16 protein-coding genes are annotated in these 15,821 nt (G+C 57.5%); 9 read left to right on the top strand and 7 right to left on the bottom strand.

The features are described 5' to 3' along the window. The first annotated feature begins 297 nt into the window (after positions 1-297). From trpE to trpA, 7 genes are read left to right on the top strand one after another with little or no spacing between them, the layout of a single operon-like run. Positions 298-1,773, top strand: coding sequence for an anthranilate synthase component I (trpE, locus tag Q0063_RS04895; protein ID WP_367180334.1), 1,476 nt, complete (start codon positions 298-300; stop codon positions 1,771-1,773). Further along, the gene (locus tag Q0063_RS04890) at positions 1,770-2,357 is read left to right on the top strand and encodes an aminodeoxychorismate/anthranilate synthase component II (protein WP_297870860.1); all 588 of its coding nucleotides are present in this window, start codon (positions 1,770-1,772) and stop codon (positions 2,355-2,357) included. The genes trpE and Q0063_RS04890 overlap by 4 nt, the downstream gene beginning before the upstream one ends. Further along, positions 2,354-3,379 carry an anthranilate phosphoribosyltransferase gene (gene trpD, locus Q0063_RS04885; protein ID WP_297870859.1) on the top strand — a complete coding sequence of 342 codons (1,026 nt, stop codon included), beginning with the start codon at positions 2,354-2,356 and terminating at the stop codon, positions 3,377-3,379. The genes Q0063_RS04890 and trpD overlap by 4 nt, the downstream gene beginning before the upstream one ends. Positions 3,380-3,382: 3 nt before the next feature. Further along, positions 3,383-4,180: an indole-3-glycerol phosphate synthase TrpC gene (trpC, locus tag Q0063_RS04880; protein ID WP_297870858.1), complete on the top strand. Its 798-nt coding sequence runs from the start codon at positions 3,383-3,385 to the stop codon at positions 4,178-4,180. Further along, the gene (locus tag Q0063_RS04875; protein ID WP_297870857.1) at positions 4,177-4,782 is read left to right on the top strand and encodes a phosphoribosylanthranilate isomerase; all 606 of its coding nucleotides are present in this window, start codon (positions 4,177-4,179) and stop codon (positions 4,780-4,782) included. The genes trpC and Q0063_RS04875 overlap by 4 nt, the downstream gene beginning before the upstream one ends. A 6-nt stretch (positions 4,783-4,788) precedes the next feature. Then, positions 4,789-5,973 (top strand): tryptophan synthase subunit beta, encoded by a 1,185-nt coding sequence (gene trpB / locus Q0063_RS04870; protein ID WP_297870856.1) that lies wholly within the window; start codon positions 4,789-4,791, stop codon positions 5,971-5,973. Beyond that, positions 5,966-6,736: a tryptophan synthase subunit alpha gene (gene trpA / locus Q0063_RS04865; protein ID WP_297870855.1), complete on the top strand. Its 771-nt coding sequence runs from the start codon at positions 5,966-5,968 to the stop codon at positions 6,734-6,736. Before trpB ends, trpA begins: the two co-directional genes overlap by 8 nt. A 116-nt stretch (positions 6,737-6,852) precedes the next feature. On the opposite strand, the gene Q0063_RS04860 is transcribed toward trpA, so the two are convergent. Both Q0063_RS04860 and Q0063_RS04855 read right to left on the bottom strand, forming a co-directional pair. Beyond that, a complete protein-coding gene (locus tag Q0063_RS04860) occupies positions 6,853-7,506 on the bottom strand; it encodes an IS630 family transposase (RefSeq protein ID WP_297870854.1) in 654 nt (217 codons plus the stop codon). Further along, complete coding sequence (locus Q0063_RS04855; protein ID WP_297870853.1) at positions 7,442-7,954, bottom strand: transcriptional regulator; 513 nt, start codon at positions 7,952-7,954, stop codon at positions 7,442-7,444. Before Q0063_RS04855 ends, Q0063_RS04860 begins: the two co-directional genes overlap by 65 nt. Positions 7,955-8,080: 126 nt before the next feature. Here Q0063_RS04855 and Q0063_RS04850 point away from each other — a divergent pair, with 126 nt between their 5' ends. Continuing rightward, positions 8,081-9,517 (top strand): RNA-binding domain-containing protein, encoded by a 1,437-nt coding sequence (locus Q0063_RS04850; protein WP_297870852.1) that lies wholly within the window; start codon positions 8,081-8,083, stop codon positions 9,515-9,517. A gap of 328 nt (positions 9,518-9,845) precedes the next feature. Here the strand turns inward: Q0063_RS04850 and Q0063_RS04845 are convergent, their stop codons facing one another. The 5 genes from Q0063_RS04845 to Q0063_RS04825 all read right to left on the bottom strand — a co-directional run bounded on the left by Q0063_RS04845 (position 9,846) and on the right by Q0063_RS04825 (position 14,438). Continuing rightward, positions 9,846-11,087, bottom strand: coding sequence for a tyrosine-type recombinase/integrase (locus tag Q0063_RS04845; RefSeq protein ID WP_297870851.1), 1,242 nt, complete (start codon positions 11,085-11,087; stop codon positions 9,846-9,848). 86 nt (positions 11,088-11,173) lie between these two features. Next, positions 11,174-11,371 carry a helix-turn-helix domain-containing protein gene (locus Q0063_RS04840; RefSeq protein WP_297870850.1) on the bottom strand — a complete coding sequence of 66 codons (198 nt, stop codon included), beginning with the start codon at positions 11,369-11,371 and terminating at the stop codon, positions 11,174-11,176. Continuing rightward, positions 11,368-12,690 carry an FtsK/SpoIIIE domain-containing protein gene (locus Q0063_RS04835; RefSeq protein WP_297870849.1) on the bottom strand — a complete coding sequence of 441 codons (1,323 nt, stop codon included), beginning with the start codon at positions 12,688-12,690 and terminating at the stop codon, positions 11,368-11,370. Before Q0063_RS04835 ends, Q0063_RS04840 begins: the two co-directional genes overlap by 4 nt. A gap of 14 nt (positions 12,691-12,704) precedes the next feature. Then, positions 12,705-13,886 (bottom strand): Rep family protein, encoded by a 1,182-nt coding sequence (locus tag Q0063_RS04830; protein ID WP_297870848.1) that lies wholly within the window; start codon positions 13,884-13,886, stop codon positions 12,705-12,707. A gap of 216 nt (positions 13,887-14,102) precedes the next feature. Next, positions 14,103-14,438: a hypothetical protein gene (locus tag Q0063_RS04825; protein WP_297870847.1), complete on the bottom strand. Its 336-nt coding sequence runs from the start codon at positions 14,436-14,438 to the stop codon at positions 14,103-14,105. A gap of 540 nt (positions 14,439-14,978) precedes the next feature. On the opposite strand from Q0063_RS04825, the gene Q0063_RS04820 reads away from it, so the two are divergent. Next, entirely contained in the window at positions 14,979-15,623 is a 645-nt protein-coding gene (locus Q0063_RS04820) for a SprT-like domain-containing protein (RefSeq protein WP_297870846.1), read from the top strand. Positions 15,624-15,821: the final 198 nt, after the last annotated feature.

The following is a 15,821-nucleotide window of genomic DNA, read 5'->3' as shown; positions in this document are numbered from 1 at the left end:
GAAGCGGAGATCAAACCAGTCATGCCCCCACAGAGAACCCGTGGTGCTGAGAATCGGGTGGGAAACAAGCCGGCAAATGGACCGCCGAGGGCGCGGGCAAAGGCGCATTGCGCTGAGTACCCCGTGACGTGTGGGCATACGTCAGTTGCCGGGAGTATGTTGGTACTCCGCTGAGTGCGCGGCTTTTGGGCCGTGAAGCAAGGTGGCACCGCGAGCGATTTTTCGCCCGTCCTTGACTGATTTGTAAGTCGGGGACGGGCGATTTTTGTTTTACCCGCCCCGAAAGGAGGAACCATGATGTACTATCCACTCTTGGAGGAGGCCCGCATCCTGGCGGCATCCGGCGCTTACCGCCGCATCCCCGTCAGCCGGGAACTTCTCTCCGACTTCATCACCCCCATTCAGGCCCTGCGGACCCTCCGGGCGCAAAGCGGACATTGCTTCCTGCTGGAATCCGCCGCCGACAGCGCGGGCTGGGGCCGGTACACCTTCCTGGGCTTTGATCCAACCCTGGAGATCACCTGCAAAGACGGTGTTCTTCGCCTCCGGGACCGGGACACGGCGCGGGTGGAAATCCAGCATCCTGCCTCAGTGCTCCGCAAGGTCCTGGCGGAGTACAGGAGCCCCCACATACCGGGACTGCCCCCGTTCACCGGCGGGCTGGTGGGATATTTTGCCTATGACTATCTCAAGTACGCCGAGCCCTCCCTGAAGCTGAACGCCCAGGACCGGGAGAAGTTCCAGGATATGGACCTGATGCTCTTTGAGAAAGTCATCTGCTTTGACAACTACCGTCAGAAAATCATCTTGATCGCCAACGCGGACGCCGCCGGGCTGGATGAAAGCTACCCGGCTGCCTGCGGCGAACTGGAGCGGATGGCGGCCCTGCTCAAATACGGAAAGCCGATGGAGCGCAGGCCCGGGCGGCTGACCACGCCCCTGACGCCGCTCTTCGACCTGCCCGCATACAAGGCCATGGTGGAAAAGGGCAAGGCGTACATCCGGGAGGGGGACATCTTCCAGGTGGTGCTGTCCAACCGCCTGGAGGCGGGCTTCGAGGGCTCTCTGCTGGACGCATACCGGATGCTGCGCTCCAGCAATCCCTCCCCCTACATGTTCTACTTCACCAGCGAAAACATGGAGCTGGCCGGGGCGTCCCCGGAGACGCTGGTGAAGCTGGAGGACGGGGTTCTGCACACCTTTTCCCTGGCGGGCAGCCGCCCCAGGGGAAAGACGCCGGAGGAGGACAAAGCCCTGGAGAAGGAGCTGCTCTCGGACGAAAAGGAGCTGGCGGAACACAATATGCTGGTGGATCTGGGCCGGAACGACCTGGGGAAGGTCTGTAAGTTTGGCATGGTGGAAGTGGAGGACTATCTGTCCGTCCTTCGGTTCTCTCACATCATGCACCTTGGTTCCTCCGTCCGGGGGGAGATCCGGGAGGACAAGGACGCCCTGGATGCGCTGGACGCCGTGCTCCCCGCTGGCACCCTCTCCGGGGCCCCGAAGCTGCGGGCCATGGAGATCATCGACGAGCTGGAGGACGACAAGCGGGGCATCTACGGCGGGGCCGTCGGTTATCTGGACTTTACCGGCAACCTGGATACCTGTATCGCCATTCGGCTGGCCTTTACGAAAAACGGGAAGGTGTTCATCCGCTCCGGCGGAGGCATTGTGGCCGACTCCGACCCGGAAAAGGAGTATCAGGAGCGGGTGAACAAGGCGCGGGCCGTGGTGGAAGCCCTGGAGCGGGCACAGAAGGAGGCGGACTTATGATCCTGCTCATCGATAATTACGACAGCTTTTCCTACAACCTCTATCAGCTCGTTGGCTCCATTCAGCCGGATATCAGGGTCATCCGCAACGACGAGATGACCGTTCCGGAGATCGAGGCCCTGGCTCCGGAGAAAATCATCCTCTCCCCCGGCCCCGGCAGGCCGGAGAACGCGGGAATCCTGATCGAGGCCGTAAAAGTGCTGGGGCCGAAAATTCCCCTCCTGGGCGTATGTCTGGGGCATCAGGCCATCTGCGCCGCCTTTGGAGGTACTGTCACCTACGCAAAGAGGCTGATGCACGGCAAGCAGTCGGAGGCCGCCTTTGATTCCGGCTGTCCGCTGTTCCGGGGACTGCCCGAGCGGGCCCCGGTGGCCCGCTACCACTCCCTGGCGGCGGTCCCGGACACACTGCCTGGCTGCTTGGCCGTCACCGCCCGGACAGCGGATGGGGAGATTATGGCGGTGCAGCACCGCAAGTACCCTGTCTTCGGCGTGCAGTTTCATCCGGAGTCCATCCTGACCCCGGAAGGGAGGATCATGCTTACCAATTTCATTCATTTTGACATGGGAGGACCAGACTTATGATTAAGGAAGCCATTGTGAAAATCGTGGATAAACAGGACCTGACCTATGAGGAAGCCTATCAGGTCATGAACGAGATCATGAGCGGCGAGACCACCGCCACCCAGAACGCCGCGTTTCTGGCGGCGCTCTCTACCAAAAGCGCCACGGCGGAAACCATCGACGAGATCACCGGCTGCGCCGCCGCTATGCGGGAACACGCCCTGAAGGTAGGCGCGGGGGACATGGACCTCATGGAGATCGTGGGCACCGGCGGCGACGGGGCCCACAGCTTCAACATCTCCACCACCGCCGCCTTCGTGGCCTGCGCGGGGGGCGTGAAGGTGGCCAAGCACGGCAACCGGGCCGCGTCCTCTCAGTGCGGCACAGCCGACTGCCTGGAGGCCCTGGGCGTGAACATCGACCTGAGCCCGGAGCAGTGCGTGAGAATGCTCCATGAGGTGGGGTTCTGCTTCTTCTTCGCGCAGAAATACCACACCTCTATGAAGTATGTGGGGGCCATCCGGAAGGAGCTCGGCATCCGCACGGTGTTCAACATCCTGGGGCCCCTGACCAATCCGGCCAGACCCGGGAGAATCCTGATGGGCGTCTATGACGGCGCCCTGCTGGAGCCGCTGGCTCAGGTGCTGATGAAGCTGGGCGTGAAGCGGGGGCTGGTCGTATATGGACAGGATAAGCTGGATGAAATCTCCCTCAGCGCGCCCACCACCGTCTGCGAGCTTGCGGACGGAAACTATAGGACCTATGAGGTGACGCCGGAGCAGCTCGGTCTGGAACGGTGCCGGAAATCGGATCTTACGGGCGGGACTCCGGCGGAGAACGCCGCCATCACCCGGGCGATTCTGGACGGCAGCGAGAAGGGCCATAAGCGCGGCGCTGTCCTGCTGAACGCCGGCGCGGCGCTGTGGACCGGCGGCAAAGCGGAGAGCCTCGCCGCAGGTGTTTCTCTCGCAGGCCGGCTCATTGACAGCGGCAGGGCCCTGGAAATCCTGGAGGCGGTCAGAGCCGCTTCCAGGAAGGAGTGAGCCATGGCTACAATCCTGGATACCATTGCCGCCCACGCCAGGGAGCGCGTGGCGGCGGACAGGGAAGCGCTGCCCCTGGAGGCGCTGAAAGAGCTGTGCCGGGAGCGGGGCAGCCGGCCTCCGGACGGGGACGGGTTCCTCTCCCGCCTGCGAAAGCCGGAGATGAGCTTCCTCTGTGAGGTCAAAAAGGCCTCGCCGTCAAAGGGCGTCATCTCGGAGGAGTTTCCCTATCTGGACATCGCCCGGACCTATGAGGCCGCGGGAGCGGACGCGGTCTCCTGTCTGACGGAGCCGAAATGGTTTCTGGGCTCGGACGATATCTTCCGGTCCATCCGCCGGGAAATATCGATCCCCATGCTGCGCAAGGACTTCACGGTGGATGAATACCAAATCTATCAGGCAAGGCTCCTGGGAGCGGACGCGGTGCTGCTCATCTGCGCGCTGCTGGACACACACACCCTTGCCCAGTACCTGGAGCTGGCCAGAAGCCTGGGCCTTGCCGCTCTGGTGGAGGCCCACGATGAAACGGAGGTCCGTTCGGCGGTCAGCGCGGGGGCGCGGATCATCGGCGTGAACAACCGAAACCTGAAGGATTTCTCCGTGGACTTTTCCAACGCCGCCCGCCTGCGGGACCTGATCCCCTCCGGCCGGGTCTATGTGGCGGAGAGCGGCGTGACCTCTTCGGAGGACGTGGCGGCGCTGAGGCGCATCGGCGCGGACGCGGCGCTCATGGGTGAGGTCCTCATGCGGGCCGGGAATCCAAAAGCCCTGCTGCGCGAAATGCGGGAGGCGGCGCGGTGATCAGAATCAAGATTTGCGGTCTGTACCGCCCCGAGGACATCCGGTACGTCAATCAGGTGAAGCCGGACTGGTGCGGTTTTATCATCAATTTTTCCCAGAGTCACCGCAGCCTTTCCCCAGACCGGGTTCGGGAACTGCGGCGGGAACTGGATGCCGCGGTCGTTCCGGTGGGGGTGTTCGTGGACCAGCCGCTGGAGGCCGCCGCCGCGCTGCTGAACGATGGAACGCTCTCGATTGCCCAGCTCCACGGCCACGAGGACGCGGCGTATATCGCCGCCCTCCGCGCCGCCGCGCCGGGACATCCGGTGTGGAAGGCGTTCAAAATCCGTTCTCCCGGAGACCTGGCGTCCGCCAACGCCTCCCCGGCGGATCTGGTGATTCTGGACAACGGGTATGGGACCGGGGAGACCTTTGACTGGTCTCTGGCGGACGGCGCGGCGCGTCCCTGGCTGCTGGCGGGCGGGCTGACGCCGGAAAACATCCCGGACGCCATCGCGCGGCTTCACCCTTACGGCCTGGACATCTCCAGCGGAGTGGAGACGGACAGGAAGAAAGATCTCACGAAAATCCACGCGGCGGTCGCCGCCGCACGAAAGGACTGATGTTCCATGTCAAAAGGACGCTTCGGCATCCACGGCGGGCAATATATCCCGGAGACGCTGATGAACGCCGTGATCGAGCTGGAAAGGGCCTATGATTTCTATAAAACCGACCCCGCGTTCAACCGGGAGCTGACAGGCCTGCTGAATGAGTACGCGGGCCGCCCGTCCCGCCTCTGCTATGCGGAGAAAATGACCCGCGATTTGGGCGGCGCGAAGATTTACCTCAAGCGGGAGGACCTCAACCACACCGGCTCCCACAAGATCAACAATGTGCTCGGGCAGGCGCTGCTGGCGAAAAAGATGGGCAAGACCCGTATGATCGCCGAGACCGGCGCGGGGCAGCACGGCGTGGCCGCCGCCACCGCCGCCGCCCTCATGGGCATGGAGTGCGTGGTGTTCATGGGGGAGGAGGACACCCGGCGGCAGGCGCTGAACGTCTACCGGATGCGCCTTCTGGGGGCGGAGGTCGTCCCCGTCACCACCGGAACCGCCACCTTGAAGGACGCGGTCAGCGAGGCCATGCGGGAGTGGACCCGGCGCATTGACGACACCCACTACTGCCTGGGCTCCGTCATGGGCCCCCACCCCTTCCCAACAATTGTTCGGGACTTCCAGGCGGTGATCTCCCGGGAACTCAAGGCGCAGATGCTGGAAAAAGAGGGCCGCCTTCCCGACGCGGTGGTCGCCTGCGTGGGCGGCGGGTCCAACGCCATGGGCAGTTTTTACCATTTTATCGAGGACAAGAGCGTGCGCCTGATCGGCTGTGAGGCCGCGGGGCGCGGTGTGGACACCTTCGAGACCGCCGCCACCATCGCCACCGGCCGGGAGGGCATCTTCCACGGCATGAAGAGCTACTTCTGCCAGGACGAGTTTGGTCAGATCGCGCCGGTGTACTCCATCTCCGCCGGGCTGGACTATCCCGGTATCGGCCCCGAGCACGCCTGGCTCCACGACACGGGCCGGGCCGAGTATGTGCCCATTACGGACGAGGAGGCGGTGAACGCCTTCGAGTATCTCAGCCGCACGGAGGGGATTATTCCGGCCATCGAGTCCGCCCACGCCCTGGCCTATGCCATGAAGCTGGCCGCCGGAATGGGGAAGGACCGGATAATCGCCGTTACCATCTCCGGCCGCGGGGACAAGGATGTTGCCGCCATCGCACGATACAGAGGGGAGGATCTTCATGAGTAACATCGCTTCCGCCTTTGCCGGCGGCAAGGCGTTCATCCCATTTTTCACCTGCGGAGACCCGGATCTGGGGACCACCGCCGCCTGTGTCCGGGCCGCTGTGGAGAACGGCGCCGATCTCATTGAGCTTGGCATTCCCTTCTCCGATCCCACCGCCGAGGGACCCGTCATTCAGGGGGCCAACATGCGGGCCCTGGCCGGAGGCGTGACCACGGACAAAATCTTTGACCTGGTGCGGGACCTGCGGCGGGATGTGGCGGTCCCCATGGTCTTCATGACCTACGCCAACGTGGTATTCTCCTACGGCGCGGAGCGGTTTGCCTCCGCCTGCCGGGACACCGGCGTGGACGGGCTGATCCTGCCCGACCTGCCCTTTGAGGAAAAGGACGAGTTTGCGCCCGCCTGCCGGAAGTACGGCGTGGATCTGATCTCCCTGGTGGCACCCACCTCGGCGGACCGGATCGCCAGAATCGCCCGGGAGGCGGAGGGGTTCCTCTATGTAGTCTCCAGCCTGGGTGTCACCGGGACCCGAAGCGAGATCACAACCGATCTGGGCGCAATGATCCATGTGGTCCGGGAAAACACGTGCATCCCCTGTGCCATCGGCTTCGGCATCTCTACCCCTGAACAGGCCGGGAAAATGGCGGCGCTGTCCGACGGAGCCATCGTGGGCTCGGCAATCATCAAGCTGTTGGAGCGGTATGGAAAAGACGCTCCGGAGCATGTGGGGCGCTATGTCAGGCGGATGAAGGACGCGCTGGCGTAAATATTCTATAGCAATCGTCAAAAATATTAAGGAAGCACTGATTAAATCAACGTGCGCAGATTTACGTCAGAAATTTTTGCTGACAAGGAAGGAAACCGCTGGAATCCTGACGGATTTCAAGGTTTTCTGACGCGGATCAGCGGAAATTTATGACGTGAAGATGCGTATGGGGATTTAATCAGTGCTTCCTTAACAATAAGCAGAGGCAAGGAACCAGTGTAAGCTGTCGAGCTGAGAAACACAAGCGAGGGCCTCTGGATAGCGTCAGAGAGTTGGTCCAAGCAGCGCATCTTCCATTTGCGAAGGATGGCTTTCATCTTGGACCACATTTTCTCAATGGGATTGAGATCAGGGCTGTAGGGTGGAAGGTACAGTACCTTCATGCCCTTTGCCTCCAGAATTTCCCGGACGGCCTTGACATGGTGGGAACGCATATTGTCCATCACAATGATGTCGCTTGGCCGAAGAGTTGGGAACAGCGTCTCTTTCAAATACTGGACAAAGTGTTCTCCCGTTGTATCGTCCTGGTATGTTGTAAACGCTTTTTCCTCATCCGGACGAATGGAAGAAACAACCGTCGTTGTCCGCGGCGTATTCAAAGGGGTATGATCCACCGCCCTTTGGGAGGAGGGCGCTCTCTCATAAAGGCGGGTCAAATCCGTGTTGACTCCGCTTTCGTCCAAAAATACCAAGTGTTCCACCATCTCAGGCGTTATGGTTTCTTTCCACTCTCTGCGCTTTTCCTGCACATCGAACACGGTCACGCTCACTTGCGTAGAGAGATTCCTTTTTCAACGTATAGCCCGTTGCGTTGATTGTCCGCTCCACCGTAGAATAGCTGTTGGAAAGATTCAGCTTCTCCCGTATCTCTTCTATTGTGATGTCTGGATCCGCATCGATACAGTCGCGGATATTTTCTTTGTCCTCTGCTGTCAGAACCGGTTTTCGGTCACGCTGGCTGGTCCGCAGCTTGACGTTGCCTGTTTTCCGCTTCTGTTCCGTCAGCCGGTATACCGTCCATTTGCTCACGGAATATGCCTTTGCTATCCCTTCCGCATCATGGGTTGCCTCATACCCTTCTACCAGTAACTTCCGTGCTTCATTGTGCAGTATACTATCATCTCCTGTTTCCGTTATACTACCTCTGTCAAATATTGGTGCCTTTTTTGATGATGCTATAAGATCAATCCGCTCTGTGGCGGTTCTCTTTGTATACACAGGTGCAATCGACAAGGGCGTACCGGCAAAGAACTTTTGCCGGTACGCCCGAAAGTGCTTGTATAAGATTCAGCAATAGGGTAAAATGGATATCCAATACATCTGCTGAGAATGGAGGGATGTGCCTTGGCAGTACCGACCAACATTAAGACCTTACTCGCCGGAAATGCCGTTGAGTGGGCCAGAATCGAATTTAAGGAGACCAGGGATGCCGAGGCATCACTCAAAACCATCTGCGCTTTTGCCAATGATATTGACAACTGGGGCGGCGGTTACCTCGTCATCGGCGTTGAGGAGAAGGACGGCAGGCCGGTTCATCCTCTAAAAGGCGTCCCCGTAGACAAGGTAGATGGTTATCTGAAGGATATGCTCAACAAGTGCAAGCGTATCCAGCCGGAATATCTGCCCATCGTTGAGGTGGTGGACTACCAGGAAAAGAAATTCATTGTGGTATGGGCTCCCGGCGGATACTTGCGTCCGTATTCCTCCCCCAAGTCGATGGCCAAAGGGGAGAAGGAACGTATCAGCTACATCCGGAAAATGTCCAGCACCATCATACCCTCCGAGGAGGAGAAACGGGATCTCTATAACCTTGCCAACAATGTCCCCTTTGATGACCGTGTCAACCACGAGGCGGACATTGCGGATCTGAACCTCACGCTGATTCAGGCGTATCTCAAAGAGGTGGAGAGTTCCCTGTACGAGGAATCCAGGCATATGGATTTCCTTGATCTGTGCCGGAGCATGAACATCGTGAACACCCTGCCGGAGTATACCAAGCCGAAGAATGTGGGGCTGATGTTCTTCAGTCTGGAGCCTGATCATTTCTTTCCGTATGCCCAAATTGATGTGGTCCAGTTTCCGGAGGACCTGGGTGGAGATCAGATTATCGAAAAGACGTTCAAGGGACCGCTTCACCAGCAGCTGCGGGAGGCACTTCAATATATTCGGAACAGCGTGATTCAGGAGCGGGTAATCAAATTTCCGGACAGGGCAGAGGCGGAACGATTCTTCAATTATCCCTATGCGGCAATCGAGGAGAGCCTTTGCAACGCAGTGTATCACAAGGGGTACGACGTGCGGGAGCCCATTGAAGTTCGCATCCTCCCTGACCGTATTGAGATCGTCAGCCATCCGGGAGCAGATCGGTCCATTTCCGAGGAGGGCCTGCGGACCTACCGGGTCTTCAACCGGAGATACCGCAACCGCCGTATCGGGGATTTCTTGAAAGAAATGCACCTGACAGAGGGGCGGAACATGGGGTTCCGGATGATCCTCAACGCACTGGAGCGCAATGGGTCCCCGGAGCCGATCTTTGAGACGGACCCTGAGCGTCTGTCTTTCTGCACAACGATCTTCATTCACCCTCAGTTTCTGCCCTCAAATGAGACCAAAGATGGGACCAAAAGTGGGACCAAAAAAGCTGCACCGAACCGCCGTACTGAGAGAGTGCAGTTGATCCTCTCTGCGATCCAGGAAAATCCACAGGTAACAGTGCGTACGTTGGTTGAGGATTTCGGCATTTCAAAAAACACGATTTTACGAATTTTGAAAGAGCTGTAAGAGAATGGAACCATCAAGAGGGAGGGCTCCAGCCGGAAGGGCCGCTGGGTCATACTATGAATCTGACCACACAACCAGCCACAGATGCCGCTGGAAACAGTGGAAAATCAACGCCTAAAAAGTGTCAGAGAACAAATGATTCGGAGCGGAAATGAATAAAAACAACCAAAAAATATTGCAAAAAATTGCATTCTGGCGTTGACGTGCAGGGGGTCACAGGTTCGAGTCCTGTATCGTCCACCAGATTCAAACCTTAGAGCCGCAACGGCTCTAAGGTTTTTTCATATCCGATTGGAGGCGGTTTCCCTTGTTTTTTCCCTTATTGGGTTCAAGCGTTGGAAATGGCTAAACCGGAATCCGTCTGCCCGGAGGCAAAGCCCTGAATCAGCTTTTCCATGCGGGACGCGCTGGCGTGCTTCATCTCGTCCAGAACATGACCGTAAATGTCCAGGGTAAAGGCGGCGGTAGCATGTCCCAGATTTTCCTGCACCGTCTTAATGTCATCCCCGCTTTGAAGAGCAAATACCGCATAGGTATGCCTTAAATCGTGGAAGCGGACACTGGACATACCCAGCTTTTTCATAACGAGCTTAAAGCAGTCGTACACCGTCCGATAGGAAAGAGTGCCCCCGGTAGGATTGGTGAACACAAGACCGCTTTCCTCCCATGCCTCCCCAGCTTTCAGCCGGTCCCCGTTCTGTTTCAGCTTCTGCCAGCGGAACAGCCGGACAACCGAGGGAGCCAGGGTCAGAACACGGCTCTTATTGTTCTTGGGCGGGGAAAAGTAATAGGTTCCGCCCTTTTTCTTTTCCCGGCAGAGCTGGCGCTTGACGGTCAGGGTCCCATGGTCCAGGTCGATATTTTCCCAGCTCAAACCTAAAAGCTCACCCTGGCGCATACCCGTGAACAGCGCGATTTGAAAGAGGTATTCATGGGTATGCCCTTGGATTTCCCGCAGGAACGCCGCCGCCTGTTCCCGGTTCAGAGGCTTGGTTTCCTGTCTGTAAATCCGGGGCAGTTCGCAAGCGTCCGAGGGATTGAACCTCAGAACGTGGTTTTTCTTGGCCTGTTCCAGCGCCTTGTGAAAAACGCCGTGGACGTTCTTGACCGTCTTGGCGGAAAGTCCCCTGCCGCCGTCCTCCTTGGACCGGAAAAGCTCATTGTAAAACTTTTGAACTTGGTCCGAGGTCAGGGCTTCCAGCTTCAAGGAACCCAGCCGGGGAATGATATACATTTCCGCTTGCTGGCGGTAGAGAAGCGCCGTGGAGGGCTTCACGTCTCCCAGATAATCTGTCAGCCAGTTTTCCAACCACTCTTTCACGGTAATCTTACTGGGGACTTTGTAGGTGCCCTCGTCCAGTTCCGTGATAATTTTGGAGAGCTTTTGCCGGACCTCTTTTTGGGTCTTTCCGGTAATGGATTTCTGAATTTGCTTTCCGGTTCCGGGGTCGTAGCCAACGGTTGCGCGGGCCTCCCAGAAAGTGTATTCCTTGCCGTTTTTCGTTACGGTTCTTTTACGGATAGAGCCGTTGCCATTAGCGGCACGGCCCATGGATTTCTTGCGTGGCATGTATCTAAAACCTCCTTTGAAATGCCACGCGGGGGAATTACTGCGTTTACAAGTATATCCCCCGCGTGGGCTAACGTCAAGTGATGTCAAGCAGTCTCTTTCAGGGTCTGGATGTAATCCAGGAAAGCCTGCTTCTCAATACGGATTTGACCAGCTACACGCAGCGCGCATAGTGATCTTGAGCGGGCCAAGCTGTAGGCTTTGTTCCGGCTGACTTGCAGAACGTCCGCTAAATCCGATACGGTCAGCAGTACAGGCAGTTCATCATAAGATTTGAAGCTCATGGAAGGCCGCCCCCTTTTTGTGAAAGTGCATTTTCAATCGCGTAGCCCTGGAAAAGGGTGCCGCCGTCCAGGTTGCAGAGGAAGCGGCCGGGGATGTCCTTTGGCAGAGCGGCGGCATCGCCGTTGTCCAGAATGATTTGAGAGAGGACCAAATCTGCCCGTCCGCAAATCTGAATGTCAATGTTGTTCTTGATTTGCCCAGGGAGGACGTTGGCATCAGGCCGCTGGGTAGCTAATACCAGATGAATCCCAAAGGCGCGGCCCAGACGGGCCAGGGTGCTCAACTGTCCAATAATGGCGGTCACCAGTTCTTTGTTGGGTTTGTCCAGGCCTGTTGTGTCAGTCAGCTCGGCAATCTCGTCACAGACCACTATGATACGGGGCATGGCCTTGTTTGGAAGGAGGCTGTTGAACTCGTTTAGAGAGGCGCAGGGGGGTTCCCGGTCCTGAAAAGTGCTCTTCCGGGAGTACAAAGTGTGGGTCAGGTGAGAGAGCAGCGACAACACGTTTTCCCGGTTATCGGCATAACTGCACCTGTCCCCCTGCCACTCGCGGGGAAAGTCCACGCCGCCCTTCAGGTCTATCAGGTAGACCTCGTAATCTTTGGCTAACGCCTGGGCAATGACAGACTTGACCAAGTAGGTCTTGCCGCTTCCCGTACTGCCTCCAATGAGCATATGGGGCGTAACGGCAAGGTCCACGGTGAGAGGGCCGTCCAACGTCTGGCCCAGGGCAATCACGGAATTGTCCTCCGGCAGTTTGGGGAGGTCCGTCCTGGTTGGGAGTTTGGTATTGCCTGGGGCCGTATGAAGCTGGATGAACCGCTTGTCTGGTCCTTCCTCTATGCGGGTGATGCGGCGGTTGATAGCGGCTTCCAGCTTGTCCTGATTGTCGGAAAAGTCTGCCAGGGGGATGCCCCCGGAGAGGACCAGGAGTTTACTGCCCTCTTCAGAGACCACCACAGGCGGCTCCCCTGCCCGGTTGACCAGTCCGGCCCGGTACATATCGTGGGACAGCTCCTTTGCGTGGCGGGGCATTGCGCTGAGCATTACCAGTTGAAGATACAGGACCAGGGCCAGGGGCGGGACGCAAATCCAAATGAGCGGCGCGGTGAGCCTGGCAATCAGGGGTTCCAGGCCCAGAAGCAGGGGGTACTTCCGCAGAAACAGCAGAAGCAGGGCAAAGTACAGGATGCTTGCCGCGATACGGGCAGGGTGCCGCCGCATTGCGGAAAATCCGGCCCGGAGGCGGACTTTGGCGGTGCGGAGCTGGGTCTCCATAGCCAGCTCGTCAAAGCGGTTGGTATTATTTTTTTGCATAAATTGTACCTCCTTTAGAACGGTAGATTTTCAGTTTCATCATTGGTGGTGGTTTCTTTGGTACACGCGCTGGGCTGTAAAACGCCCTCAATCTCAAGCTGGCTCTTGCTGTCTGCTTCAATCTGCCGAAAGATGTTCGTACTGCAGACCCGCATAGGATCTGCAGCCAGTTCGCGCAGATAGACCTTTAACGGGTTTTCCGTGGTGAAGAAGGGCGAAAAGATTTTATGCTTGAGGTCGTATTTTTCAGCCCTGATGGTGTTCTCCGTGACCTCCCAAATTTCATCAAGGCGGCGGTAAAGCTGTACCGCGCTGTCTTTCAGGGGAAGTTTGTACTCTGAGACAAAATCCCGGGGATGTTCAATGGTCGTAATAAAAATAAGAGAACATTGCAGGGTCTTATCACGGTAGCGGCTATGGACTGGCGCGTTATGATGCGGGTCCAGGGTTTTCAGAAGCGCCTCATAAGTGAATATTTTGGGGTTGGGGCGCAAATCGTCCAGAATGAGGGCGGGTTGTCCGCAGTAATGAGACAGGGGGTCCGCACCGGTGGCGGTCAGATACACAGACAGGCCCAGCTTTTCCGCATACAGGCGGCAGACAGTGGTTTTGCCTACGCCGGACTGCCCGTAAGCCCAGATGACCCTGCAGTCTCTCCGGCCATCGGCTTTCTTGCCCCAACTATGTTCGGCATAGTCCCAGGCGCGGGCAATTTGATTCCCGTGCTTGGCATAAGTAACCGGGTCAATGTAGTCCTCGTAGTTATACGGGGTAATGGTCCCATCGGCGCACTGTTCCAGGATTTTCTGGAAGGAAGCCTTCTTGCTGGCACCTTCCAGGAAAGCGGCGACATCAAAGTTTGCCTGGACAGCTTCCAGGGGATATTGATGCTTTCCCGGCTCGTTCTTGTGCAGGTAGTATTGGATGGTAAAGAGCTTGCTGGTCTTGATGCGCTCTACCTTATTGGGCGATGTGTTAAACCATTTGGCAACGTGCTCAAACTGCACATTGTTCTGCCCAAAATTCAAATACAGGTGATAATGCGGCTTTTTGAGCTGTCCGTCGTCATCCAGGTCCTTGTCATGGAGGATATAGGCGTATTGCTTGACGGACTGCTTGCTCTGGACAACTGATTCGATTTTTCCATCGTTCCAGCCATCTTCAGCATAAAGTACGATTTCTAAATGTTTGGCCATATGAACTCCTTTCTTTTATTTTTGGCTTCTTACACCCTTTACACCGCCCCCCAAGACGCCGCCCGGTGGGGGGCGGTAGAAGCGGTGCCGCTGGTGCCGGAGGGATTGCGGCAGGGTTACACCGTTACACCCGGCATCGGTGGGGCTTGTCCCCCTGGTCTGGCGTGGAGGTTGGGCCTCCCCGCCAGGGGGGACAATCGCCGCCGATGCCATCTGTCAAGTGCGCTTGGCCTCGGCCTTGCGGATATTCTCCGCCTTGGCGGTCAGCTGGTACTTTCCGTTGTTATCCCGGTACAATTTCACGGCCAAGCCGTCATATTTCACCGGGATATACTCGGAAGCGAGGACATCCAGCCTCTTTTCGCCCGGAATCTTAATATCCAGGCTTCCGAAGCTGTGCGCGGGGTAGACAGTTGTGTACTTGTAGCCCTCTACCTTGTCGGTCTTTGCGCCGTCCACATAGGCGTAGTAGGGCCGTACAGCTGTCAGCAGGGCCTCCTGGCCCAGGGAACTGACATCAAAGGTCAGTTTCAAAAAATTCAGCGTATTCATAATAAGAATACCCTCCTTTTAATTAGGCTCCCGCATGAGCGGGGCGAAGTTAGTCGAGATTTGGCATCTCATGGGTTCATCCTATGCACGTTTCAACACGGCAATTTGTCAATTTGGCGGCATTGCCAATATCCCGTTCTATGTACGGGCGACAGGATGAATCAGTCAAAAAGTTCTGCCGGAAATCTCGTACCCCTTGTTTAATGCCAACGGGCAAAAAACGATTCCAGAAAAAAGGCGGTTTTTGCAAAATTTTTTGTTACAGTTTGGTTACAAGCTCTCATTTGGACAAAAAGAAAAATCCCCCATGGACCGGAACGGTCTCATGCGGCCCGATACAGACCGGGGGAGATACCATGCACCCGGCCCAGCGTCAAGGGCCGCAAAAAAGTTTCCCAGGTTCCGAAGAGCCTGGGAAATTTTTTTGCTTTCCGCTCCGCTCCACCCCTGACCCTGTTCCGGGCGCATGGGGACGGGTATCAACAAAGCTCGCGAGCGAGCTTTGCTGACACCACTTTCTTACTATGGGAGGAACGGACTATGAAGCAGACGATTAAGACCAGCCGGACGGCGGGGTATCTGGAAAAGATTTTCCGGGCCTTGAATGAGCACTATTTTGAGGGGCAGATTGAAGAGCCGGTTATCACTATCCAGAGTACTCCCAGGGCCTACGGGCATGTAACCGTTGCCAAGGCGTGGCAGAGGGCGGACGGGGGAGCGCGGCATGAACTGAACATCGGGGCCGGGACCCTGGACAGGCCCATCGAGAACGTGACAGCTACGGTGCTTCATGAAATGGTCCACCTGTTCAACCTTCAGGTGGGGATTCAGGACACCAGCCGGGGCGGAACCTACCACAACAAGCGCTTTCGGGATGCGGCGGAGGCGCGGGACCTCCATATCTCCTATGACAAACGCATTGGGTGGAGTGTCACGGAACCCACGGACGCGCTTATCGAGTTCATTATCTCCCAGGGCTGGGACGACATTATGATGAACCGCCGGGACGGCTTTTCCATGCGGGGCGTGGGAGGACCGGGCGCAAAGGGAGGTCCGGCACCTGTTACGGGCAGGACTTCCAGCACCCGCAAGCTGGTTTGTCCCAAATGCGGGCAGAGCGTCCGGGCAACGAAAACGGTGCATATTCTTTGCGGGGACTGCTTACTCCCTATGTTGGAGGTCTAACGGGTAAAAAGAAAAAGCACTTTGCAATGATCGCCGTTGGCAATCATTGCAAAGTGCACTTCAAGAAACGTCCCTGCGGTTTTTCACTTTTTTGCCACGCGGCCCTTGCTTTTCCTCCGGTTTGGAGCTACAATGTCAGTACGGAGACATATTGCGGCAGGCCGGGAAGGTGTCGTTACCACCCCCCGGCCCTGTACG

Source organism: uncultured Oscillibacter sp. (assembly GCF_947654275.1).
GTDB lineage: Bacteria > Bacillota > Clostridia > Oscillospirales > Oscillospiraceae > Oscillibacter.
Note: the sequence above shows the minus strand (reverse complement) of the source record. Positions and strands in the feature narration are given on the sequence as shown.

Excerpts from the sequence above, each read along its gene's own strand:
- trpE (WP_367180334.1), top strand. The coding sequence starts at position 298 with ATGTACTATCCACTCTTGGAGGAGGCCCGCATCCTGGCGGCATCCGGC.
- Q0063_RS04890 (WP_297870860.1), top strand. The coding sequence starts at position 1,770 with ATGATCCTGCTCATCGATAATTACGACAGCTTTTCCTACAACCTCTAT.
- trpD (WP_297870859.1), top strand. The coding sequence starts at position 2,354 with ATGATTAAGGAAGCCATTGTGAAAATCGTGGATAAACAGGACCTGACC.
- trpC (WP_297870858.1), top strand. The coding sequence starts at position 3,383 with ATGGCTACAATCCTGGATACCATTGCCGCCCACGCCAGGGAGCGCGTG.
- trpB (WP_297870856.1), top strand. The coding sequence starts at position 4,789 with ATGTCAAAAGGACGCTTCGGCATCCACGGCGGGCAATATATCCCGGAG.
- trpA (WP_297870855.1), top strand. The coding sequence starts at position 5,966 with ATGAGTAACATCGCTTCCGCCTTTGCCGGCGGCAAGGCGTTCATCCCA.
- Q0063_RS04845 (WP_297870851.1), bottom strand. The coding sequence starts at position 11,087 with ATGCCACGCAAGAAATCCATGGGCCGTGCCGCTAATGGCAACGGCTCT.
- Q0063_RS04840 (WP_297870850.1), bottom strand. The coding sequence starts at position 11,371 with ATGAGCTTCAAATCTTATGATGAACTGCCTGTACTGCTGACCGTATCG.
- Q0063_RS04835 (WP_297870849.1), bottom strand. The coding sequence starts at position 12,690 with ATGCAAAAAAATAATACCAACCGCTTTGACGAGCTGGCTATGGAGACC.
- Q0063_RS04830 (WP_297870848.1), bottom strand. The coding sequence starts at position 13,886 with ATGGCCAAACATTTAGAAATCGTACTTTATGCTGAAGATGGCTGGAAC.
- Q0063_RS04825 (WP_297870847.1), bottom strand. The coding sequence starts at position 14,438 with ATGAATACGCTGAATTTTTTGAAACTGACCTTTGATGTCAGTTCCCTG.
- Q0063_RS04820 (WP_297870846.1), top strand. The coding sequence starts at position 14,979 with ATGAAGCAGACGATTAAGACCAGCCGGACGGCGGGGTATCTGGAAAAG.